Origin of the sequence: Spirobacillus cienkowskii (assembly GCF_037081835.1) — a bacterium.
In the GTDB taxonomy this organism is placed as follows: domain Bacteria; phylum Bdellovibrionota_B; class Oligoflexia; order Silvanigrellales; family Silvanigrellaceae; genus Silvanigrella; species Silvanigrella cienkowskii.
This window is the reverse complement of record NZ_CP146516.1, coordinates 1,098,994-1,119,236: the sequence shown is the minus strand read 5'-3', so window position 1 is coordinate 1,119,236 and position 20,243 is coordinate 1,098,994. Positions and strand designations below refer to the sequence as shown.

The window sequence follows — 20,243 nt, the reverse complement described above, 5'->3', positions numbered from 1 at the left end:
TTTTTCAGAAAAATCTTGACATGGCGTACATCTATTATATGTGAAAAGCGGGTTTTCCTCTCCCGCAAATATTTGCGGAAATTCTTTTTAACTCCTTTTTTTTGTATGGAGTGTGACGATGATAAAAAACGTCATTCAAGAATCTCGTGACCTATATGGTATAGATGATTGGAGTTCTGGTTACTTTGGTATCTCCAACAAAGGAACAGTTCAAGTTCAACCCTTTGGAGATGAACGCGTTTCAATTGATATTTCAAAAATCCTTGAAATAGCAGCTGACAAAAAAGTGAAAACACCTTTAATTCTTCGTTTTCCGCAAATACTTGATACACAGCTAACGCGTTTACAAAATGCGTTTCGTAGTGCCATGGAAGAATTTAAATATGAGGGTGACCTCAGAGCTGTCTTTCCTTTTAAAGTTAACCAACGTAAAGAATTTATTGATGATTTGGTTAATAGTGGAAAAAAACATGTTTATGGCCTAGAAGTTGGGACAAAAACAGAATTATTTGCTGCTTTGTCTTACGATCTGCATCCCGAAGCCCTTTTTGTTTGCAATGGTTTTAAAGACTCTCGCTTTATTGAGCTTGCGTTTGATGCAAAAAAAATGGGTAAAAACGTAGTGCTTGTTATCGAAGGCACTGATGAGCTCAAATACATTATTAAGTACGCTAAAGAGGTTGGCTACTGCGTTAACATTGGCTTAAGAGCAAAGCTTTACGCTAAGGGCTCTGGAATGTGGGAAAAATCTGGAGGCATAGGCAGTAAATTTGGTTTAAATAGCGTTGAAATGATGGAAGCACTTTACCTGCTTGAAGAAGCGGGCTTTAAAGAACAGCTTGCCATGATTCATTATCATATTGGTTCGCAAATTACAGAAATAAAGCGTGTTAAAGTCGCAATGAAAGAGGCGGCACGCGTTTATGCAAAGATTTTAAAATCAGGTTTCAATCTGCGTTATTTAAACATTGGCGGCGGGATTGGAGTGGATTATGATGGCAGTAAAACAAGTTTTTATGTTAGCCACAACTACACAATGCAAGAGTTTGCCAATGACGTGATTTACATCATTCAAGACGTCTGCAAATCAGAAAATTGCAAAGCCCCTCACATTGTCAGCGAGAGTGGTCGCGCCGTAGCTGCTTATCATGCAGTGCTAATTACCGATGTCCGCGAAGTTGAAAAAACGGGTGGAGACCTTGAAGACTGGAAAATTTCGCCAACAGACCATAGACTTCTTGCTGATATGATGAATTCTGTTGCATACATGAATGGCAAAAATTTTGTTGAGTATTTTCATGATGCGCTGCAATATCGTGATGAACTTTTTACATTATTTAACCTGGGTTACTTAGAAATTGAAGAACGCGCTAAAGCCGAAGTGATTTATTACGCTCTCTGTAACAAAGCATTAACGTTTTATCGCAACTCAGGAATGCAGCTTGAAGAATTTGATGAACTCGAAAAAAACCAGTTTGGCAAATATATGGCAAACTTTTCGATGTTTCAGTCTATTCCAGATTCATTAGGCATTGATCAGCTTTTTCCTGTTATGCCAATTACAAGACTCAACGAAAAAACCGAGCATCACGGCGTGATCATGGATCTGACCTGCGATAGCGATGGCTGTTTGGATAAGTTTGTCGACAAACGTGATATCAAGCATTCTTTAGCGTTGCATATTCCTAAGTCTAACGAACCTTATTACATAGGATTCTTCCTTGTGGGAGCATATCAAGAGGCTTTAGGTAACAACCACAATCTCTTTGGGGCTGTGAATGAGTTGATTGTGCGCGTGAGCGAAACGGGTGATATCAATGCAGTTGAAGTGGTCAAAGGCGAAGACGTTGGCGAAATTCTGAGAATCATGAATTACCGTGATGAAGACATTATCAACGGCTATGCATTGCAATTGAATCGAAATGTTGCGGCAGGCATTATCAATCAAGAAGAAAGCGACCAAATTATTCAAAAAGTGAAAGACTTTTTTAGTGAATATCCCTATTTAGTAAGAAAAAGTTCCTTAGAAATTATTGGTTAAACCGATTATCCTACAACCCCTTGATTTATCAAGGGGTTTTTTATTAAGGGGGTGATGCTGATGACATTTTTTAACAGAGCTTTGCAAGCGGGGTTTACAATTCCAAATCTTGCAAGTGAGCAAGAATTCTTTCCTACAACTCATTGTAAAATTTTGAACGGAAAAAGACTAAGCGCAAATTTTGTAGAACAAGCGCAAAAGCTTTGCAAAGGTAAAATCACTCCTTGTTTGGCAGTGGTTTTAGTTGGAGAAGACCCTGCTTCTCATGTTTATGTCAATCACAAAATAAAAGTTTTTGCTGAAGCAGGTTTTCAATCCAAACGCCACCTTTTTTCAAGTTCTGAAGTGAGTGAAAAAAAACTCATTCAACTCATTCATGAGCTGAATGATGATCAATCCATTCATGGTATTCTTGTACAACTTCCTTTACCAAATCAACTAAATTCTAATAATATTTTAAAATATATTAAACCCGAAAAAGATGTCGATGGATTTTTAGCTACCAATATTGGCTCTCTCACTCTTGGTGAATTGAATGTGCCACTTGCCTGCACACCACTTGGCATTCTGACAATGCTTTCGGCGTATGGAATTGAAATTTCTAGCAAGCATGCCGTCATCATTGGACGTAGCAACATTGTTGGAAAACCAACTGCAATGCTGCTATTAAATTCTGACGCAACAGTCACCATCACGCACTCTAAAACAAAAAATTTAAAAGACATTTGCCAAAGTGCAGACATCTTGATTGCTGCTGCAGGACAACCAGAATTGGTTACACAAAGCTTTATCAAACAGAATGCTGTGGTGATTGATGTGGGAATTCATAAAAAGGCGGATGGAAAATTATGTGGTGATGTGGCTTCTGATGCAAAGCACAAAGCAAGTGCGTTAAGTCCTGTACCTGGTGGCGTTGGCCCCATGACCATTGCTATGCTTATGCTCAATACAGCCCTTGCAGCTTGGAAATAGATATTATTTGCAAGCTGTGAATAACTATTTGACTTCGTCTTCTTTTAAACTTTCATCAAACACATGAAAATGTTTTGAGTTCTCAAATTTTCGCGTTAAAAATGGGTAATGCTGCTGAATTTTTTTATCATACAATTTTCTTTTTTTAATAATTTTTTCTTTGTGATATTTATTATAAACAATAAATAAAAGTATTAGCAATGGCGTGGCAAATATTAAAATTAAACCAAATATCATAAACCAAAAATCTTGAAATGGCATACTTGTAAAGTTCATGCCAAAAACTCCTGTTAACACACTCATTGGCAACATAAATGCATTAATCAATGTTAATTTACGCATTTCTTGATTAAATCTCGCGCCAGATGAACCATAATACACATCCATCAAAGCAATTGCCTGTAACCTTAAATAATTGATATTTTGCACAACTTTAGTGCTATGATCTTCAATATTTCGTATTTGAAATTTTTGTTCAACATTAAACTCATGTTTTTCTAAATGATGAAACACACTAGCCACTGGACAGATTGTCTGTTCTGCTTCTAAAACAAGAAACTTAATTCTCAACATGTTTTTAGGATTGATTTGCTTAGAAATAATCTTTTTCTCTAATAATTGAAGAATATGTTTTAAAGCCTGTACATAAAGTTCTATATGGTCTACCAACGAATTAAACAGCTGACAAATTGCATCATTTAAAATAATACTTTGACCTTTTTGAAAGCACACCATTTTCCAGCTTGCAAATATTTGCGTTGGCACTTCATTTGCAATCAGCAAAAGAAAATCATTGCCAATGACAATATGTAACTCAATTGGAGCAGATAAATATGGGTGAAAGTAATACCAGACAATAAATTGGTAATGACTAAACGATTCAACTTTAGCTCTTTGATTGCGGTGCAAGCAATCTTCAACTGTTAAATGATGAAGTTTAAATTTGCCTGCTAAATTTTGCATTTGAAAATGCGCTTCTTCGGGATTTTTGCTTAAAATCAGCTCTTCGTAAGTATAATTACGACCTTGAAATTTTTTAGTTAGGATGATTTCAGACAAAAAAAGACCTCTCGCTTTTTTCCCATTTTTAAATGGAGGTTACGTTTTAACTTCGTAACAAAGCGAGAGGTTCTTTAATCTTTAAGAAAAAGACTGATCTATTCTTTAGCCGCGTTGCGCGTAATATTCAACGACAAGACGTTCATTCACACTAAGAAGAACCTCTTCACGAGAACATGTACTCACTACAGAAGCTTGAAGCTTGTCTGCACTAAGGCTTAAAAACGCAGGAGGCTGCGCATTAGAACGGTGAACAATATTGTTCTTAACCAGATTTAATGTGGCTTCTTTGTTAGTTGGTACAATCACTTCTCCTGGTTTACACTGATAACCTGGCATATTGACACGACGGCCGTTAACATGAACGTGTCCATGACGGACAAGCTGACGCGCAGCAGGGATTGTAGGTGCAAATCCAAGACGGAAGACAATGCTGTCTAAACGCATTTCGCAAATACGAAGAAGTGCTTCGCCTGTAAGGGTTTTTGCCTTACGAGCTGCTTTTATATAGCGTTGCATTTGTTTTTCGGTAAGACCATAATTAAAACGGATTTTTTGCTTTTCCTCAAGGGCAAGAGCAAATTCTGATTTTTTTTGTGGTGCTGCGCCGTGTTGTCCAGGACGAGACTTTCTTTTAATTTCTTTATTTGTAAGCCCTGGCAAAGTTCCGAGGCGACGAGCAATGCGCATGCGTGGGCCAGTGTAACGAGACATATGTACTAAGTACCTCCATAAAATGTTCAAAACACAGGCGCACTATATGTTTTTTATTTTCATAAGTGAAGCTCTTATTGAAAATCTTTGCATGTTTTTTTTACGCCTATGCCTTTCTTGTAACAAATCAAAATCATTAAAAAAACTTAAACAATGCACAAACTAAATGCTTTTAAAAAAGCGATCTGTGCGAAATTCCGGAAAAAAACGAGAGTCACCCTCAGTAGAGAATAAAACGAAAGCCGCTTTCCCATACAAACGGGACTCTTCTACAAAACCAAAAACACGGCTGTCAACAGATTGGTCTCGATTGTCTCCAAGGACAAAAAACTTTCCAGGAGGAACAATAAACTTTTTGTACTCAAAAAAAGTCGCTCCCTTTTCCTCGGATATCAGTATAGGATGAGAGGGCAAATGTAAATCTCTATTTTCTTCTATCAAAATATTGCCCAAACACGCTCCTTCATTGCTCTCTTTTAGGCAACGCTGTTGCAGAATCAAACCATTAACCGAAATCACTCCTTGCTTAAAACGAATCACATCTCCAGGAAGACCAATAATTCTTTTAATGTAAGTGCCTTGCCCATTTGGCGATGCAAAAAAAACAATATCACCACGCAAAGGGCTGTTCCAGGTTAACAAAGGTTTTTCTTGTAAAGGAAACCGAATACCGTAAGAAAGCTTATTTAAAACAACCCTATCTCCAGGAACAATAGAAGGCATCATAGATGGACTTGGAATTAAATAAACACCCAGCACAAAAGCATATAATATTCCAAAAAACAGAATAAAACTCAGAACCCATAAGGACTCTTTGAATAGACTTTTTTTCACGCATTCCTCACTCATAAAACTAAAAAAATCTAAACTTCTTAAATTCGTGAGGAGTACACATACACTATTCTTTACGATTTTCCAGCTAAAACTCTATGCAATGAAACAAAAATTTTGGTATACCCACTAGAATACCGATTTTTTCGGTTCCAATTTTAACAAAGTCTTTAGGAGCTTTCTATGCAAGTCGAAAAACCCGCCAAAGGGATAGATTTTCCCGCGGTCGAACGAGAAGTCCTTAATAAATGGGATAAAGAAAATACTTTCCAACGCAGCATTTCAGAACGCCCCCAAAATAAAAAGTATAACTATTATGATGGCCCCCCCTTTGCAACAGGTCTTCCTCATTTTGGCCATTTTGTGCCCAGTTCTATTAAAGATGCTTTTCCAAGATATTTTACAATGAAAGGCTACCGGACTGAGCGAAGATTTGGCTGGGATTGTCATGGAGTTCCCGTAGAACTTTTAGTACAAAAAGAGCTTGGCTTAAATGGCAAAGTGGATATTGAAGAATATGGTATTGCAAAATTTAATCGTGCCTGCCGCGAATCTGTTTTGCGCTACACGCGAGAATGGCGTCAGTACATAAAAAAACTCGGCCGTTGGGTTGATATGGACAATGAATACCGCACAATGGACCCTGAGTTTATGGAAAGCGTTTGGAGCGCTTTTCAAAAACTTTGGCAAAAAGGCCTTATTTATGAGGGTAAATTTGTTGTTAGTTATTCGACGGCACTGGGCACCACTCTTTCTAACTTTGAAGCCAGTCAAGACTACAGAGACATCCAAGATCCCTCTCTTACCGTTAAAGCAAAACTCACCGGAAAACATTCTGGTAAAAATTTACTAGTATGGACAACAACCCCATGGACCCTTCCGGCAAATTTTGCCGTTGCCATTGATGCCAAAGGCACTTATGTCGAAGTGCATGATCTCACTACAAATGAAAATTACTATATTCTTAAAGAACGTGTGAGCGCTTACTGGCCCAATGAAAGCTCTTATCAACATATTCGTGAATTTTATGGCGAAGAACTCGTCAATACGTCTTATGAGCCATTTTTTGATCACTGGGTTGCTCAAGCAGGGACGACAGCATTTAAGGTTTATGCAACCAATTACGTGCTTCACGATACAGGAACAGGAGCCGTTCACACTGCACCTGCGTTTGGCGAAGATGACTTTAATGCTGCAAAACAATATGAGTTGCCAATTTTTGATCATTTAGATGCAAACGGCAAATTTATCGAAGGAAATCTTAAAGAAATTGTTGGCCTTGATTTTAAAGCGGGCGACAAGGCAATTATTGCCGATCTCAAAAAACGCGGTTTTGTGTTCAAGCATGAAACCTTTGTCCATAGCTACCCCCACTGCTACCGTTCGGGCGTGCCGCTTATGTATCGCGCTGTTCCTTCTTGGTTTGTTAAAATACAAGAAAATAAAGATCTCCTTCTTAAAATGAACGCGCAAATCAATTGGATGCCAGAGCACATCAAAACTGGCCGTTTTGGCAAATGGCTCGAAAATGCAAAAGATTGGAATATCGGTCGCTCGCGGTACTGGGGCAATCCGATTCCAATTTGGAAAAATACAAACACCGGAGAAGAAATTTGTCTAGGATCTATAGCAGAATTACAAAAGTACACTGACAAAAAAATTACCGATTTGCATATGGAATTTATTGATGACATAGAGATCCCATCTCAAAAGCATCCTGGTACCTATTTAAAGCGTGTGCCATTTGTCTTGGACTGTTGGTTTGAATCTGGCTCTATGCCGTATGCGCAGCACCATTATCCATTTAAACGCGCAGAAGAATTTGAATCTTTATTTCCTGCAGATTTTATTTGCGAAGGCCTCGACCAAACGCGAGGCTGGTTTTATACGCTCACTCTGCTTTCAACATTATTATTTGAAAAACCTGCTTTTAAAAATGCTATTGTCAATGGCCTGATTTTAGCAGAAGACGGTCGCAAAATGAGCAAAAGCCTGAAAAACTACCCAGACCCAATGAAAACGCTTGATGAATTTGGTGCCGATTCTGTGCGTCTATTTCTGCTCGCATCGCCTGCCACAATGGCTGAAGAAGTGCGCTTTAGTGTAGAAGGCGTAAAAGAAAGTACCCGACGCATTTTGCTCCCACTCTGGAACGCGTACAGCTTTTTTACAACATATGCGTCTATTGATAAATGGGATCCTGAAACACAACTTCTTAAGAGCCAAAATCAACTGGATCAATGGATTTTATTAAGAACGAATGAACTCTTAAAAAACATTGATCATTTTATGAATAGCTATCAAGTTGCTAAGGTTGTTCCTGCTCTCATTGAGTTTTTTGATGATTTGAATAACTGGTATATTCGTAGAAGTCGTCGTCGTTTCTGGGAAAGCGACAAAGCCGCTTACTCAACGTTATACCAAGTTTTACTCCAAGCCACTCAATTGCTTGCGCCATTTGCACCGTTTGCCGCAGAATATTTTTATGAAAAACTTGCCTTAACCCCAGAGCTGCAAAAAACGGGAAGCGTTCATTTATCGTTATTACCAGAACCTCGAGACATCACACCTCAAGAAAAAGAACTTTTACAGGATGTGTCGATTTCGCGTCGCGTTGTTGATTTGGGGCGCACCATTCGCGTGACTCATAAACTCAAAAATCGTCAACCATTACAAAAATTGACTGTTGGTGTGTTATCACAACAACTCGGAAATCAAATTTTAAAATTAAAGTCTGTAATTTGTGAAGAACTTAATGTTAAGGATGTTGCAATCACTTACAATCCTTCTGAGCTTGCTAAAATTATTGTGAAACCTAATTTTAAAGTACTCGGTAAAACTCTAGGAGATCGCATTAAAGAATTGCAATCACTTTTAATTGACCTTTCTCAAGAAGATTCACTTAAAGCACTTCGTAAAGAAACAATCACTCTTAAAGATTTTTGCCTGACCCCAGAAATGGTGCATGTTGAGCTACGCCCTAGCGGAACCCATCTTGTTGCCTCTGATGCAGAAATCGTAACAGCACTCGATCCGCATATCACTGAAGAATTGCGCCTTGAAGGGATTGCAAGAGAACTTGTCAGCTTAATTCAAAAAGCCAGAAAATCTGCGGATTTTAATGTTGAAGACAAATTGAATTTGGTGATTCAAGCCAAAAGCCCTGGGTTGATGCATGCAATTCAAGCCAACAAAGCTTACATTGAAGAAGAGACCTTATCTCAAATTGTAGCAGAAATTGGCGCTAAACATGACTACCAAACAGAGCTTGATTGCGAAGGCGAAAAAGTTTTTATTACAATGAGTTTGGCACGTTAAATATTATAAAATCCACCCTAAAAAGGGTGGATTTTGCAAATTAGGCTTCAGATTAAGATTAATGATCTGCAGGAGCTGCTTCAGATTTTTTTGCTTTTTTCTTACTTGCAGACTTGTGTTCTTTCTTCTTTTTATTTTCTGCCTTTTGTTTTTCTTCATGTTTTGGTTCAGGCATTGCTGCCGCAGTTGCAGCAGGTTTTGCCTCTGCTGTTGCAGCATCTGCAACGGAAATAGAAGCGTCTTCAGCAAATACGGATAAAGATCCCAAAGCAACCAGTGAAGCCACGACAGTCGAAACCAATTTCATAACCAAAACCTCCAAAAAAATAATCCACTCGAAAATGAGTAGGCATTAAAAAGAGAGCAATATTTTGCTCTCTTATATTAGCGGCAGAAGCAATGAAATGCTTCAGTGCACCAGCTACACTGAAGCCAAATTTTCTACAGAGTAGTCAATTTGTGCAGTTTCAAGAATTTTGGCAATGACTTTTCGGATCATAACTTGCCCACGGAACTCATCATAAATTTGCGCACCAGCACGTTTTACAAGCTCACGAGGATCAATACGGTTTGCAACCGCAAAAGAAGACAAGTCTTTTAACATTTCGTCATCAGTCACAGAAATTCCTTCTTGACGTGCGATATGACCTAAAGCGAGGATGCCTCTGACTTGTTTTTGCGCCCATTCCTGGTATTCAGAACGCACTGAGTCGTCTTTAGGATTGAGTTGTTCAGACTTACTAAGGGTACTGTTTTTTTCAGCAATAGCTTTGTCAATGGTGCTTTCAATCAAACTGTCTGCAACATCAAAAGAATTTTTTGCCAACACATAGTCAATCACTTGTTCAAATGCAGCATTAGATTTTGCATTTTCGTTGGTTTTTTGAATATTGTCTTTAATATTTTGACGCGCTTCATCCATTGTGGCAAAGCCCAAACGTTTTGCAAACTCATCATCAAGAACTAAAGGCTCAAGGGTTTCAACAGAGTTTAACGTTAAATGAAATTCTACTGTTTTTCCTTGTAAAGATGCGTCACGGTAATCTTCTGGATAAGTTACTGTAAAAGTTTTAGAATCATTAGATTTTAAACCTACAATAGCGTCTTCAAAACCTGGGAAACCTGCACCATTTAATTCAAATGTTTGCTCAGTTGCTTGTTTGTCTTTAATTTCTTGACCATCATGAAAAATTGAATAACTTACTTTTACAAAATCACCTTTTGCCGCAGCTCTACCAGACTCATCTTTGACAGTTTTGCCTAAAGCGCGTGAATAGCTATTCAATAATTTTTCGAGTTCTTCGTCATAGATAATGTCAAATTTTTTATCCATTTTTAATGGAATTTGTTGGTAATCTTTGATTTCAACATTTGGATTGATATCAACTGTAGCCGAAAATTGAAAATCATTATGCTCTTCAAATTGATTTTCAGGCTCAATATGCGGAAAGCTCACAATTTGAAAATCAACATTTTTGGCAGCATCTGTATATGCCTTATTGATCACTTTATCTGCAGCTTTTTTAAGAATATCACCAAGATAAAATTTACGAATTAACGCTTGAGGAGCTTTGCCTTTACGAAATCCACGGATTTCTGCTGATTTTTGAATTTCTGAGGCGACTTCACTAAAAGCAGCTTGGATAGAAGTTGCAGGGACAGAAATTTTAAATTTGCGACGAGTACTGTTAACTTCTTCAATAGTTGAGGAAAATGTCATTTTTTGTTCCTACTTACGATGTGATCCCACAATAGGATGTTGCTCGAAAATTGCCAAGTCCGAAAAAAAAGATCGAAGCAAACGCTAATTGATTAGCTTCGAACAATTACTAAAGAGTGCCCCATTGGTCAATACTGAAGTATTAGGTTGCACTTGGAATTTGAGGACTTTTTAACGCGAATGAGGAATTGCAACACTGAGTAAATCCCAGACCTGCTTGCGCCACTGCGGAAAATCTCTTAAATCTTGAAGACTTGGAAGAAAAAACAATATAATTGGCATATTATCTCGCAACACAAAACGCAACTGCGTGTTCTCTTCAAATGGCTCTTGTACCAACAGAGGATCTAAGCACGATAACGCACGAAAAGCTTTTTGACCAAAACAGAGAATCATTTTAGGAGAGACTTGAGACAACTCCGGGGCAAGATTAGAGCGCGCACATGTTGTTAATGCATTTAGCGGCAGCAACTTTGCTGGAACACATTTTAACGCAAAAGAAAAATGACATTGCGAAAAAATTTTTAGCTTATTCAATAAATTAATAGCAATTGCCGAAAGTGGTGAACTGCTCGAAAAGACCTCTGAACTCTGTTCATCATTGACATCAGGAAAATCTGCTAACACAAAATAATCTCTTGGCTCATACTGTGTGGCTACAACAACGCGCTTTCGACACTGTGCAAGCTCACAACGGTTACATGTAGACACCTGAGTTGTGGGAGGGAAGTTATCGACAATATGCGGTTGTGCAACTGGGAAGGAAGGGGTTGGAAATCTACCGACCCCTTCCATAAGATACGACATCATCTTAATTTTTACTTGTTGCTGAATTTTTTGCAAGTCACTCATGAATTTTACTTATTGGGGAAGACTGTGATACTTCAAATAACCTCTCAGCTACCGTTGTGCCAAGATCTTCCCTCCTTGGCAAGGCCTTTGTAAATTTTGTGATTACAATTTCCATTCGAGGAAAAAATTGGATACGATTTAAAATAGGATTTAACCACCCCGAAGTTATGCAATAGTATTTATTAAACGGTGGCGTGTGATGAATATTATGATGATTTGGGTTTAATAAAATATGATATTTCTGTAAAAATTTTATTATTTTATTTGGATTAGAAGTATGCGACCATTTATGAATTTGATTGGTAAAAAAAACAAAAAAAATCATCGAAAAAATAAAAAATACAAGAAATGAATTCAATTTTAATTCTGGCCCCACATTCATCAATAAACAAAGACTCAAAACAGGAATTCCTGCTAGAGCGCTTGCCGCATTTGTTTCTATAAAATCGTGACGCGTAATCGATGTGGGATCCACATGGTGTTCTCGGAATGGTCGAATAAGAGCTGGTCCAAGGATAGGAACATCAACAGATCCCCAAGTATCCCCAGCCCAATGGACGACACCAGCCAGAAAGTCGCTAAAAATCCACCCTAAAAATAACGCGGGAACAAATAAAAACCATAGCTCAAAAGATAAAAATAAAATTTTTTTAAAAATTAATGTTATAAGGAGAAAAAAAAGAATTAATCCAACTATTTCTATAAATCTAAACCATTTTGGATATCCTTTTGCAAGATCTGTAGAATCAAGTTGAACCATTTCTTTGATTAAAATTTTATTTTGGTTATCCATAATGAACACCCCAATCTAACAGAAAGAATGGACTAAATTTTAAATATGGTAACACAAAATGAACAAAAGTAACATTAACTAAAGAATGCTTTTAAAAATCTTTAAAACTTGATTGACATGTTCAGTCACTTTAACCTTGCGCCATTCGTAAACAACCTGTCCATTTGGATTTATTAAAAATGTAGAGCGCTCAATTCCCATATATTTTTTGCCGTACATTGATTTTTCTTTCCAAACACCAAAAGCTTCACACATTTCGCCTTTGTCGTCGGAAATTAAAGTAAAGGTTAGATCCTCTTTTTCAGCAAACTTAAGATGACTCTGACATGAATCTTTACTCACACCAAAGACATGACAATCTAATTCATTAAAATTTTTTAATTTTTTTTCAAAATCATTGGCCTCTATCGTACAACCAGAAGTCATATCTTTGGGATAGAAATAAATAACGCTCCAATGTCCCAAAAAATCTTTTTCAGACAAAGACTTTGCATTAGAATCTAAAGCCTTAAATTTTTTTATTTTATAAGGCTTAAAAGACACCGTTTCGGTTTTTTTAGCGACTGGCATTATAATATCCTAATTAAAATATGGAAGCATTTTCGTGCAGCGCAAATTCTTGTTTGTTTTTGCGTTTAGCGGTTCCGGTTAGAGAGATCGGTGATATATTTTGAAATACTTCGAGATCGCACGGCAAATTAAGAAGCAACGATTCAAAATCAAGCGATGCGGTGCCAGAGTTTAAAACAATTAAAGGCAATTCAAATGCCTCAGTAAACAGCTTTTCAAACTCTTCTACCACAGCTTGAGACGTAGACGTCAACCAAATGCAATTAGAATTTAAAAACCAAATGACTTCAACCAGCTTTACAGAAGGAAGAGTATTTTTTAACAATTCTTCCATAATACGGTCTCTTATGGTTTCTTTCATTTTTTTTCCAATTTTTCGGTTTACACCATTAGCGTCCATTTTATCATTTGCAAGGGCTTCAAACGCGGCACGAAGTTGTAGTTTTAGGTAAGTTGCTGGAATTTTCTTTTTATCCATTCTCATCCCAAATACAAAGGCTTGATCATAAATCAGTGCGTGAGGATTCTCAAAATTAGGCTCACCAGAAAAAGGATGACAAAAACCCGTTGCGCTTTCTCTTGCATCATCTAATACAAGAGGAGAGATGAATACCTTTTGTAATTTTTGCAAAATCCATTGAATATTAACATCTTTAGAGGGTTTTAAAATTTGAAACCTCTTAATCGCAAAAGTTCCCGCGGCAATAGACATAAGAATAGACTCACATAAAATTGTTACAAAAAATACACTCTGTAAAAATCAGAGTGACAGTAATTTACTACCAATTCATTAAAATTCAATCAAAAAATATTTTTATTTTTAAATAATGACTTTTTTTTAAATAAGCAAAAAATACTTTTTTATTTTATATTTATATTATAATAAATTATTAAAAAAAATTTAAAATTATATAAACAATAATTTAATATAGAAAAAATTTTTAATATTATGAGAATATTGCAAAAACAAACAAATTAATTTAGGAAGAACTGAAATCCGTTTCAAAAAAACGGGGAAATATTAAATAAATCTATACTTTTATATAAATACATATATTTAATTATATTAAACGAAAAGGCCATTTTATGAAAACTACTTTACTAAAAAAAATAGTAAAATTAAATCCAATTTTTTCATTGTGTTTATTATCCAATCTTCATGCACAAACTTTACCAAATACCGTAAAAGCAGAAATTACGCAAAGCCATTCTGATTCCCTCGCTGTGTGCACAGCAAGCTTAATACAACTTAGCAATAAATCAGGAGATGAGTTTAATACTTTTTTAAGCGAACTCAATCCACAATGCTTTAATAAAATTGGTTTGATAGAAAAAAAAGTTCAAAAAAAGATTATCACTTCTGAGAAAATTTTATCAATTATAGACGCTTCAAAACTTCTGTTAGAAAACCTGAACGAAGCAAATCAAAAAAAATTAACCAATTATGCAAAATACTTAAATACTTCAATAAAAATAAATAAACAACACATTGGTTTAATCTCTAACTTTCATAATCTTCAATCCCAAGTAAAAAGTAAAATTCATGACATAACATATAATTACGCTCATAAATTATTTAACAAAAATAGAACACCAGAACTCAAAGAACTCTCCCATGAAGTTTTTAGTCTTATTAATAACTGGGAAACACAAAAAGAATCTCTTTCTTTAATAGAATATATTACAAATCCAACTAATCATTTATCAATGATAAACTCAGAAAATTCTTTATATGATGCAATAATACCAATCCAAAATTCTATAAAAATCTATAATTATAAGGGAGATTTTTATAAAAACCATGAAAAAGAATTCAATAAAATATACAATTATATAAATGATATTTTAAAAAATCTAGACTCTCAAAAAGACGAGAAAACGTATTCTAATTATATTTCTTTATTTGGAGAATACTTAAGATATTCAACTAAAAAAGAAGAAGTTATTGAAACTTTAAAATATATATTAAAAAATTCTACTAAATTCAGTGATTTACAAAGAAAAAAACCAAATCCAATTTGGATAGAAACTGTTAACGTCCTTGAGGCATTCAATATTAGTCATCCTGGTAACTGTATTGAATATATTGATAAAAATGAACAAAATATCTGTGAAGCGAAATCTAAAACCAATGATGAGCTTTTTCAAAACGTACATTACTTTGAAGACGGACAAATTGCGATATATTCTTCTCTTTCTAGTGAAGAAACATTAAATTTATATCATTCGATGAAAAATGTTGAAGCTGCATTTAAAACTATTTTAAAAAATATAACCCCATCTTATGGTTTTACACCAAAAAGACTGCAAATATTTATATTTCCAACTCGGGAAGAATACTTAAAATATAAAAGCTTTCTCAATGATTTAAATCATGAAGAAGATGGTGGAATATATATCAATAGCAGAACTAGTATTTATATGTATAATCACGATAAATATCTTAAAGATTACTTGTTACACGAATTTGTGCACTTTTTAAGCTACCGCTACCTATTTTCAGAAAACTTTAATAATTCTTATATATCAAAATATTCAAAGTGGCTTACAGAGGGCCTTGCAGTATTTTTTGCTGGTGTAAATGAAAATCATTTTTTTTCTCCAAACAGCTTAACAAGAGATTCAATGATTCATAGTAATCTTAATATGATTCCAAACTTACAAGAAATTATTGATTCTTCAGTATACCATTCTTATACACACAGCTATGGACTAGTAAGCTACTTATTTCATAAAAATCAAAGTTTATTTAATCAACTCATTAAAGCTGTTAAGGACAACGAATTAGATGAATATAAAAAAATATTAACCCAATTTGCCAAAAACAAAAAAGAAAATAATAAATATAAAAAACACATAAAAAAATTACAAAAAGACTTAATTAATTTAAGCAATATAAATCATTATTCAAAAAATATATCAAAAAAACCTTTAAAATTCTTTGATCAAAGTGAGTTTAATGATTTAGAAAAAGAAATAAATGACAATGGTCTTAAAAATACTAAATGCGAACTCACAGCAAGTATGTCAACTCACTCATCTATAGGTCGCTTTGTTTGTAAAGGAAAATTTACAAATAAAGATGATGTCTTGGAAGCTATCAGCATCTTAAAGGGTGTAAATAATAAATTTTTATCCACTTCTGTAACTTTTAAAGATGATGACTATTTCATTGAAGGTTCAATAGAAAATGTAAAATTTAAATCTTTATCAATTGATATTCAAAAAAGAATTATTGAAGATAGAAAGAATGAAAGAATTGTAACATTCAGAGGCTCAAATTCTCAAACATGTGCAACATTTGATTCTACTTGTGTGCATAGAGTTTATGACAACTCAAGACAAATTGATGCTGAAAAAAATTACGATATGAGCATAAAAGAACAAACTAAAACAGGAGAAATTAAACATTTTTCTCGAGGAACAATTGTTTATGAAAATACAGAAACTGCAAGCAATGAAAAAAATCCCGTATCAGCAACTTTAAACACTCAAGATAATAAAAGAATTTTTGATGATCAAGATAAAAATTATGATGTTCATATAAAATTTATCAAACTTCTTAATTACGACGAAAGAATTTTTACTAAAAATATTTATGTAAACAATGAATTGAATTGTTTTTTATTAGTGCGTGATATAAATTCACTTAATCGGGAATTATCAAGAGAATTTTTAAATTTTAATATAGAATTAGTTTCTTCAATAATGAGAGATTATCACTTTGAAATAGATAACACCCAACTTCCCAAAAATGTTTATGCACAAATATTTCACAATAATACATTATGCTATATAGATGAAAATATTAAAAGCAAAGAAAAATACCCAATAAAAATTAATGTAACAAAAAGAGACTTGCCAAAAGAAGCAATTACTATTTACGTTAATGATTTTGATAAAGATCCAAATATTGTTACAGAAAAAGATTTTGAACACACCAACACAACAGCTGAAGTCTCTTTAAATTTAAATGAAAATGGTTCTGTTCAAGGATGGATAAATTATCATTTGCCTCATATTTTAAATAGAAAAAACAAATATAATTACCAAGTAATTAAAAATTCAAAATGTAATAATTATTTTAGAATTACAAATTATGGAGCTTTTAATTACGATAAAGAAGCAACAAGTACTTGTGCAAACTCAGATGAAATTATAATAGGAGTAACAGAAATAACTCCAGAAAAAGACAGAAGCTTTTTAAAAGTTAAACTTAATGTTAATTTTTAAAAACTTTCTCTCAATTTAAGGCGTAGGAGAAGACGCCTCAGGAACAGCGGCATCTGCGGGATTAACAGGATTTACCGGAGTAACAGGTTCAACTGGATTGACTGGTTCAACTGGTGTAACCGCTTCAGCAGGGAGGCTCGGAGGTTCTACTTCACTTTCTGTGTTTGCCGGCACAGGACGTTCGTCCAATTGATTGTGTTGTTCTTCTGTTGGAGGAGTATGTGGTGGTGGAGTTGACTCTTCTTGTTGAGTCTGACTTGCCGCTGGGGCGCTTGCCGACACTTCTGATGGCTCAATCTCTAAAGAAAATACTTTCGTAAAATCCCAGGTTCCACTATGTAAATTGAGCGCTGCAATTCTGACAAACCAATTTCCTTGGCCAATGACTTGCACAGGAAATGACGTTTTATGTGTGCTAAACACTTTTACTTTATTTAAAAAATCAACGTCACTCGCCACTTCAACTCTAAAAAAAGAAACTTTGCCTGTAGCACTCCAATTTATTACATCTTTAAAATTTAATTTAGAAGGAATGTTTGCCTGAATACCTGTTTCTTTAGGAGGATTAATAGTAATTTTATTCGCAAATTTACCTTCTTCTTTCCAGTAAATTTCACCTGGAGGTGGAATTGAAATTCGATATTTACCTGTCTGATCAGCAAAACCATTTAAATAAATAGTTTTAAAATTAGGATCTCTAGAAACAACAATCTTTTTTTGCGAAGGTGCTTCAATGACTGGCCCACCATCTTGAATATCATAATTATAGGTTGTTGTGAGTCCTTTTTGCAGATTTGGTTTTACAAGTGCTGAAGGAGGCGTTATCGATTTTGCCACAGACTTTTCTTTTGCAATCACTTGTTTCTTTTCGACTGCGACTGGCTTTTCTACTGGAGAAGGAACAACAATCGCTGCAGGAACTTGGTTCGAATTTTCAGTATTTGATTTTGCTTCTGGTGCAACAATCGCAACAGCAGGTTTTTCGGACACAACATTTGGCGTTGCCACTTTGCCATCCACTTTGGGAACAACCTCTGGTTTTTGGAGATTTGGAGCAACAGCAGCAACGTTCTTTTTTTCTGAAGAATTATCTCCAAAAGGAGTATATGGTCCAAGAAATAAGATCCCTGCAGCAGTTGCTCCAGCTACAGTCACTCCAGTCGTAATTCCTGTTAAAATCATTTTTCTTTTTTTTGAAAGTTCGTCTTCTACAGCTTGCGATGGAAATTGTTCATTTTTGGCTTCATTTTGCTCATCTTTAGGATAATTTTTCTGACGCTCAATAGATTCTGTTTTTTTCAATCGAATGTTTGCCATATTCAAAACCTCTGTGCATTAAATGCTTTCTAATCAATTTTATATCGGAATACGCGCAAATGGATTAACAATTCAATTTTTGCCTATCAAAAGTGATATGTTAAATTTTTGTCAGTTGAGTAATGAAGAAATAACTTGTTTCGATTTTAGGGCAAATCCATGCTTGGCAAACTTATGTGCAATCGCATCATACGATGAAATAATTTGTGAAATGGTACAACGATAACCCAAATCGACAAGCTCCGCACGAATATGATATTTCATGGGATTTCCTGCCATCGCCTCCATCACATCATCAGTGGGTCGAAAAATAACAAAGTCTACATTTGGATAATTGTCCATTGAATGCTTAAGCAGTGAACTCGAACGGGTTTGTACAAGGCTTTTTACGGCTTGTACCATAGCAAAATAACCGCCTCGCTTCATCACTGCTCCAGGCAAATTACTTGTATAAGGAACCATAGGGTCAATATAAACAACCAAGCCGGCGCCCTTACGAATAGCAGTATTAAAGTCGGATGCGCTTGTTAGTTGTCCATCCGTAAACCAATGGCCTTTAACGCGTTCTGGCAAATAAAATGGAGGCAGTGCCGTGCTTGCTCGGATTGCTTGACTAATTTTAATATCTTTCCAAGGCTCTTCACCAAAGACAACATTTTCGCCAGTATCTTGATCCGTCACATTGATATAGAGCTCTTTTTTTAGCGCTGCCATATTATCTGTCATTCCAAAAAATTGAATTTGCTTTTCAAAAAATCTTTTTAATTTTTCTCCCTTAAAAAATCCTGTTGGCACAGATTGCTGTAATCGACTGATAAGTTCACCAGAGTCAAAAGTTGAAAACGCGCGAACAAAATCAAACGCGCGCTTGGCAATTTCTGAACTTGCTAGGTCAAAAACTGTATTGAGTCCTATAGGCTCTAAACTGGTATGTTTTCGATAAATCTGACGCACAAGATCATCAGAATGAACTCCGATTGCAAGAGTACTCGCAACAATAGCTCCAGAGGAAACACCACAAAAAATATCAAAATCTCCTGCCTCTTTATCTAGCAAACAGTTGTCAATTGCATTTACCACACCTATCGAGTAGATGTAGCCTTCTAAACCACCTCCAGAAATACAAATGCTTGTTTTCTTATGATTTTGTCTAAAATTATACAATTCACGGGTTGCTGCTAAAAATAATTCTACAGAATTACCAGGATCTGTTATGGCAGCACGAATATTTGCAAGACTTAAATAAAACTCTCGATTTGTTTGTCCTGCCGATTTTGGCAAAACAACAACCACTCTTCGCATAGAATAAAGAAAATCACGCGGTGTAAATTTTTCAATGGCAGAACGTAAATTTTCAAAATTTACTGCCGCTTGTTGTTCACTGGATTCAAATGCGGATGGAGAATTATGCAAAACATCAGTTTGTTGTTTTCCTTCATTTTTTTCTGGTTCGTTGTGTTCATCGGCAAAAGAAAAATCAGCAAAAGAATCTTGAGCCATTGTCCTTTCATCTAAAATAATCAAATCGGCATCAAAAACAGGAAGTTCTCTTGCTAACTCGTACACATCAGAATAAAAATTTACTGTTGCTCCGGGAAATGAATTTGCCGCCAAGGCTAAACGTCTAAATAAGTAAGAAGAGACTGAAAAAGAATTGGGTTTAAGAGGAGAAATATTTCTTGCACCTGCTTTGACAAACTCTATTTTTAAAGACTCAATCAGCGAAGAGTTTCCAATATACATCACACGAAACTCTTTGTACCCTGAGTATTTGTCTGTTGCCAAAGTGGTTCTCCTAATCGTATTCCGAAATTTGAATCCAA

15 protein-coding genes are annotated in these 20,243 nt (G+C 35.2%); 4 read left to right on the top strand and 11 right to left on the bottom strand.

What is annotated here, in order from left to right; genetic code table 11:
- Positions 1-118: 118 nt before the first annotated feature.
- Both speA and Spiro2_RS04965 read left to right on the top strand, forming a co-directional pair.
- Positions 119-2,041, top strand: a complete 1,923-nt coding sequence (gene speA, locus Spiro2_RS04970; RefSeq protein WP_338637456.1) for a biosynthetic arginine decarboxylase — start codon at positions 119-121, stop codon at positions 2,039-2,041.
- Positions 2,042-2,101: 60 nt separating this feature from the next.
- Positions 2,102-3,013, top strand: coding sequence for a bifunctional 5,10-methylenetetrahydrofolate dehydrogenase/5,10-methenyltetrahydrofolate cyclohydrolase (locus Spiro2_RS04965; RefSeq protein ID WP_338637454.1), 912 nt, complete (start codon positions 2,102-2,104; stop codon positions 3,011-3,013).
- A 24-nt stretch (positions 3,014-3,037) separates the two neighbouring features.
- On the opposite strand, the gene Spiro2_RS04960 is transcribed toward Spiro2_RS04965, so the two are convergent.
- From Spiro2_RS04960 to lepB, 3 genes are all read right to left on the bottom strand, one after another.
- The gene (locus Spiro2_RS04960; RefSeq protein WP_338637453.1) at positions 3,038-4,072 is read right to left on the bottom strand and encodes a CorA family divalent cation transporter; all 1,035 of its coding nucleotides are present in this window, start codon (positions 4,070-4,072) and stop codon (positions 3,038-3,040) included.
- Between the two features lie 105 nt (positions 4,073-4,177).
- Positions 4,178-4,786 (bottom strand): 30S ribosomal protein S4, encoded by a 609-nt coding sequence (gene rpsD / locus Spiro2_RS04955; protein WP_338637452.1) that lies wholly within the window; start codon positions 4,784-4,786, stop codon positions 4,178-4,180.
- Between the two features lie 162 nt (positions 4,787-4,948).
- On the bottom strand, positions 4,949-5,620 hold the full coding sequence (lepB, locus tag Spiro2_RS04950; protein ID WP_338637451.1) for a signal peptidase I: 672 nt from the start codon (positions 5,618-5,620) through the stop codon (positions 4,949-4,951).
- A gap of 180 nt (positions 5,621-5,800) precedes the next feature.
- Here lepB and ileS point away from each other — a divergent pair, with 180 nt between their 5' ends.
- Positions 5,801-8,935 carry an isoleucine--tRNA ligase gene (gene ileS / locus Spiro2_RS04945; RefSeq protein ID WP_338637450.1) on the top strand — a complete coding sequence of 1,045 codons (3,135 nt, stop codon included), beginning with the start codon at positions 5,801-5,803 and terminating at the stop codon, positions 8,933-8,935.
- A 58-nt stretch (positions 8,936-8,993) separates the two neighbouring features.
- Here the strand turns inward: ileS and Spiro2_RS04940 are convergent, their stop codons facing one another.
- The 6 genes from Spiro2_RS04940 to rdgC all read right to left on the bottom strand — a co-directional run bounded on the left by Spiro2_RS04940 (position 8,994) and on the right by rdgC (position 13,582).
- Positions 8,994-9,242, bottom strand: a complete 249-nt coding sequence (locus Spiro2_RS04940) for a hypothetical protein (protein ID WP_338637449.1) — start codon at positions 9,240-9,242, stop codon at positions 8,994-8,996.
- A gap of 114 nt (positions 9,243-9,356) precedes the next feature.
- Complete coding sequence (gene tig, locus Spiro2_RS04935) at positions 9,357-10,655, bottom strand: trigger factor (RefSeq protein WP_338637448.1); 1,299 nt, start codon at positions 10,653-10,655, stop codon at positions 9,357-9,359.
- 171 nt (positions 10,656-10,826) lie between these two features.
- The gene (locus Spiro2_RS04930; RefSeq protein ID WP_338637447.1) at positions 10,827-11,507 is read right to left on the bottom strand and encodes a hypothetical protein; all 681 of its coding nucleotides are present in this window, start codon (positions 11,505-11,507) and stop codon (positions 10,827-10,829) included.
- The gene (locus Spiro2_RS04925) at positions 11,500-12,300 is read right to left on the bottom strand and encodes a fatty acid desaturase family protein (RefSeq protein ID WP_338637446.1); all 801 of its coding nucleotides are present in this window, start codon (positions 12,298-12,300) and stop codon (positions 11,500-11,502) included. The genes Spiro2_RS04930 and Spiro2_RS04925 overlap by 8 nt, the downstream gene beginning before the upstream one ends.
- A 78-nt stretch (positions 12,301-12,378) precedes the next feature.
- Positions 12,379-12,870 carry a peroxiredoxin gene (locus tag Spiro2_RS04920; RefSeq protein WP_338637445.1) on the bottom strand — a complete coding sequence of 164 codons (492 nt, stop codon included), beginning with the start codon at positions 12,868-12,870 and terminating at the stop codon, positions 12,379-12,381.
- Between the two features lie 13 nt (positions 12,871-12,883).
- Positions 12,884-13,582, bottom strand: coding sequence for a recombination-associated protein RdgC (rdgC, locus tag Spiro2_RS04915; protein ID WP_338637444.1), 699 nt, complete (start codon positions 13,580-13,582; stop codon positions 12,884-12,886).
- Positions 13,583-13,956: 374 nt separating this feature from the next.
- Between rdgC and Spiro2_RS04910 the strand changes: the two genes are divergently transcribed.
- Positions 13,957-17,103, top strand: a complete 3,147-nt coding sequence (locus Spiro2_RS04910; RefSeq protein WP_338637443.1) for a collagenase — start codon at positions 13,957-13,959, stop codon at positions 17,101-17,103.
- Positions 17,104-17,118: 15 nt separating this feature from the next.
- Here Spiro2_RS04910 and Spiro2_RS04905 read toward each other — a convergent pair whose 3' ends face one another.
- A complete protein-coding gene (locus Spiro2_RS04905) occupies positions 17,119-18,420 on the bottom strand; it encodes a hypothetical protein (RefSeq protein ID WP_338637442.1) in 1,302 nt (433 codons plus the stop codon).
- Positions 18,421-18,531: 111 nt separating this feature from the next.
- The gene (locus Spiro2_RS04900; RefSeq protein WP_338637441.1) at positions 18,532-20,205 is read right to left on the bottom strand and encodes a patatin-like phospholipase family protein; all 1,674 of its coding nucleotides are present in this window, start codon (positions 20,203-20,205) and stop codon (positions 18,532-18,534) included.
- Positions 20,206-20,243: the final 38 nt, after the last annotated feature.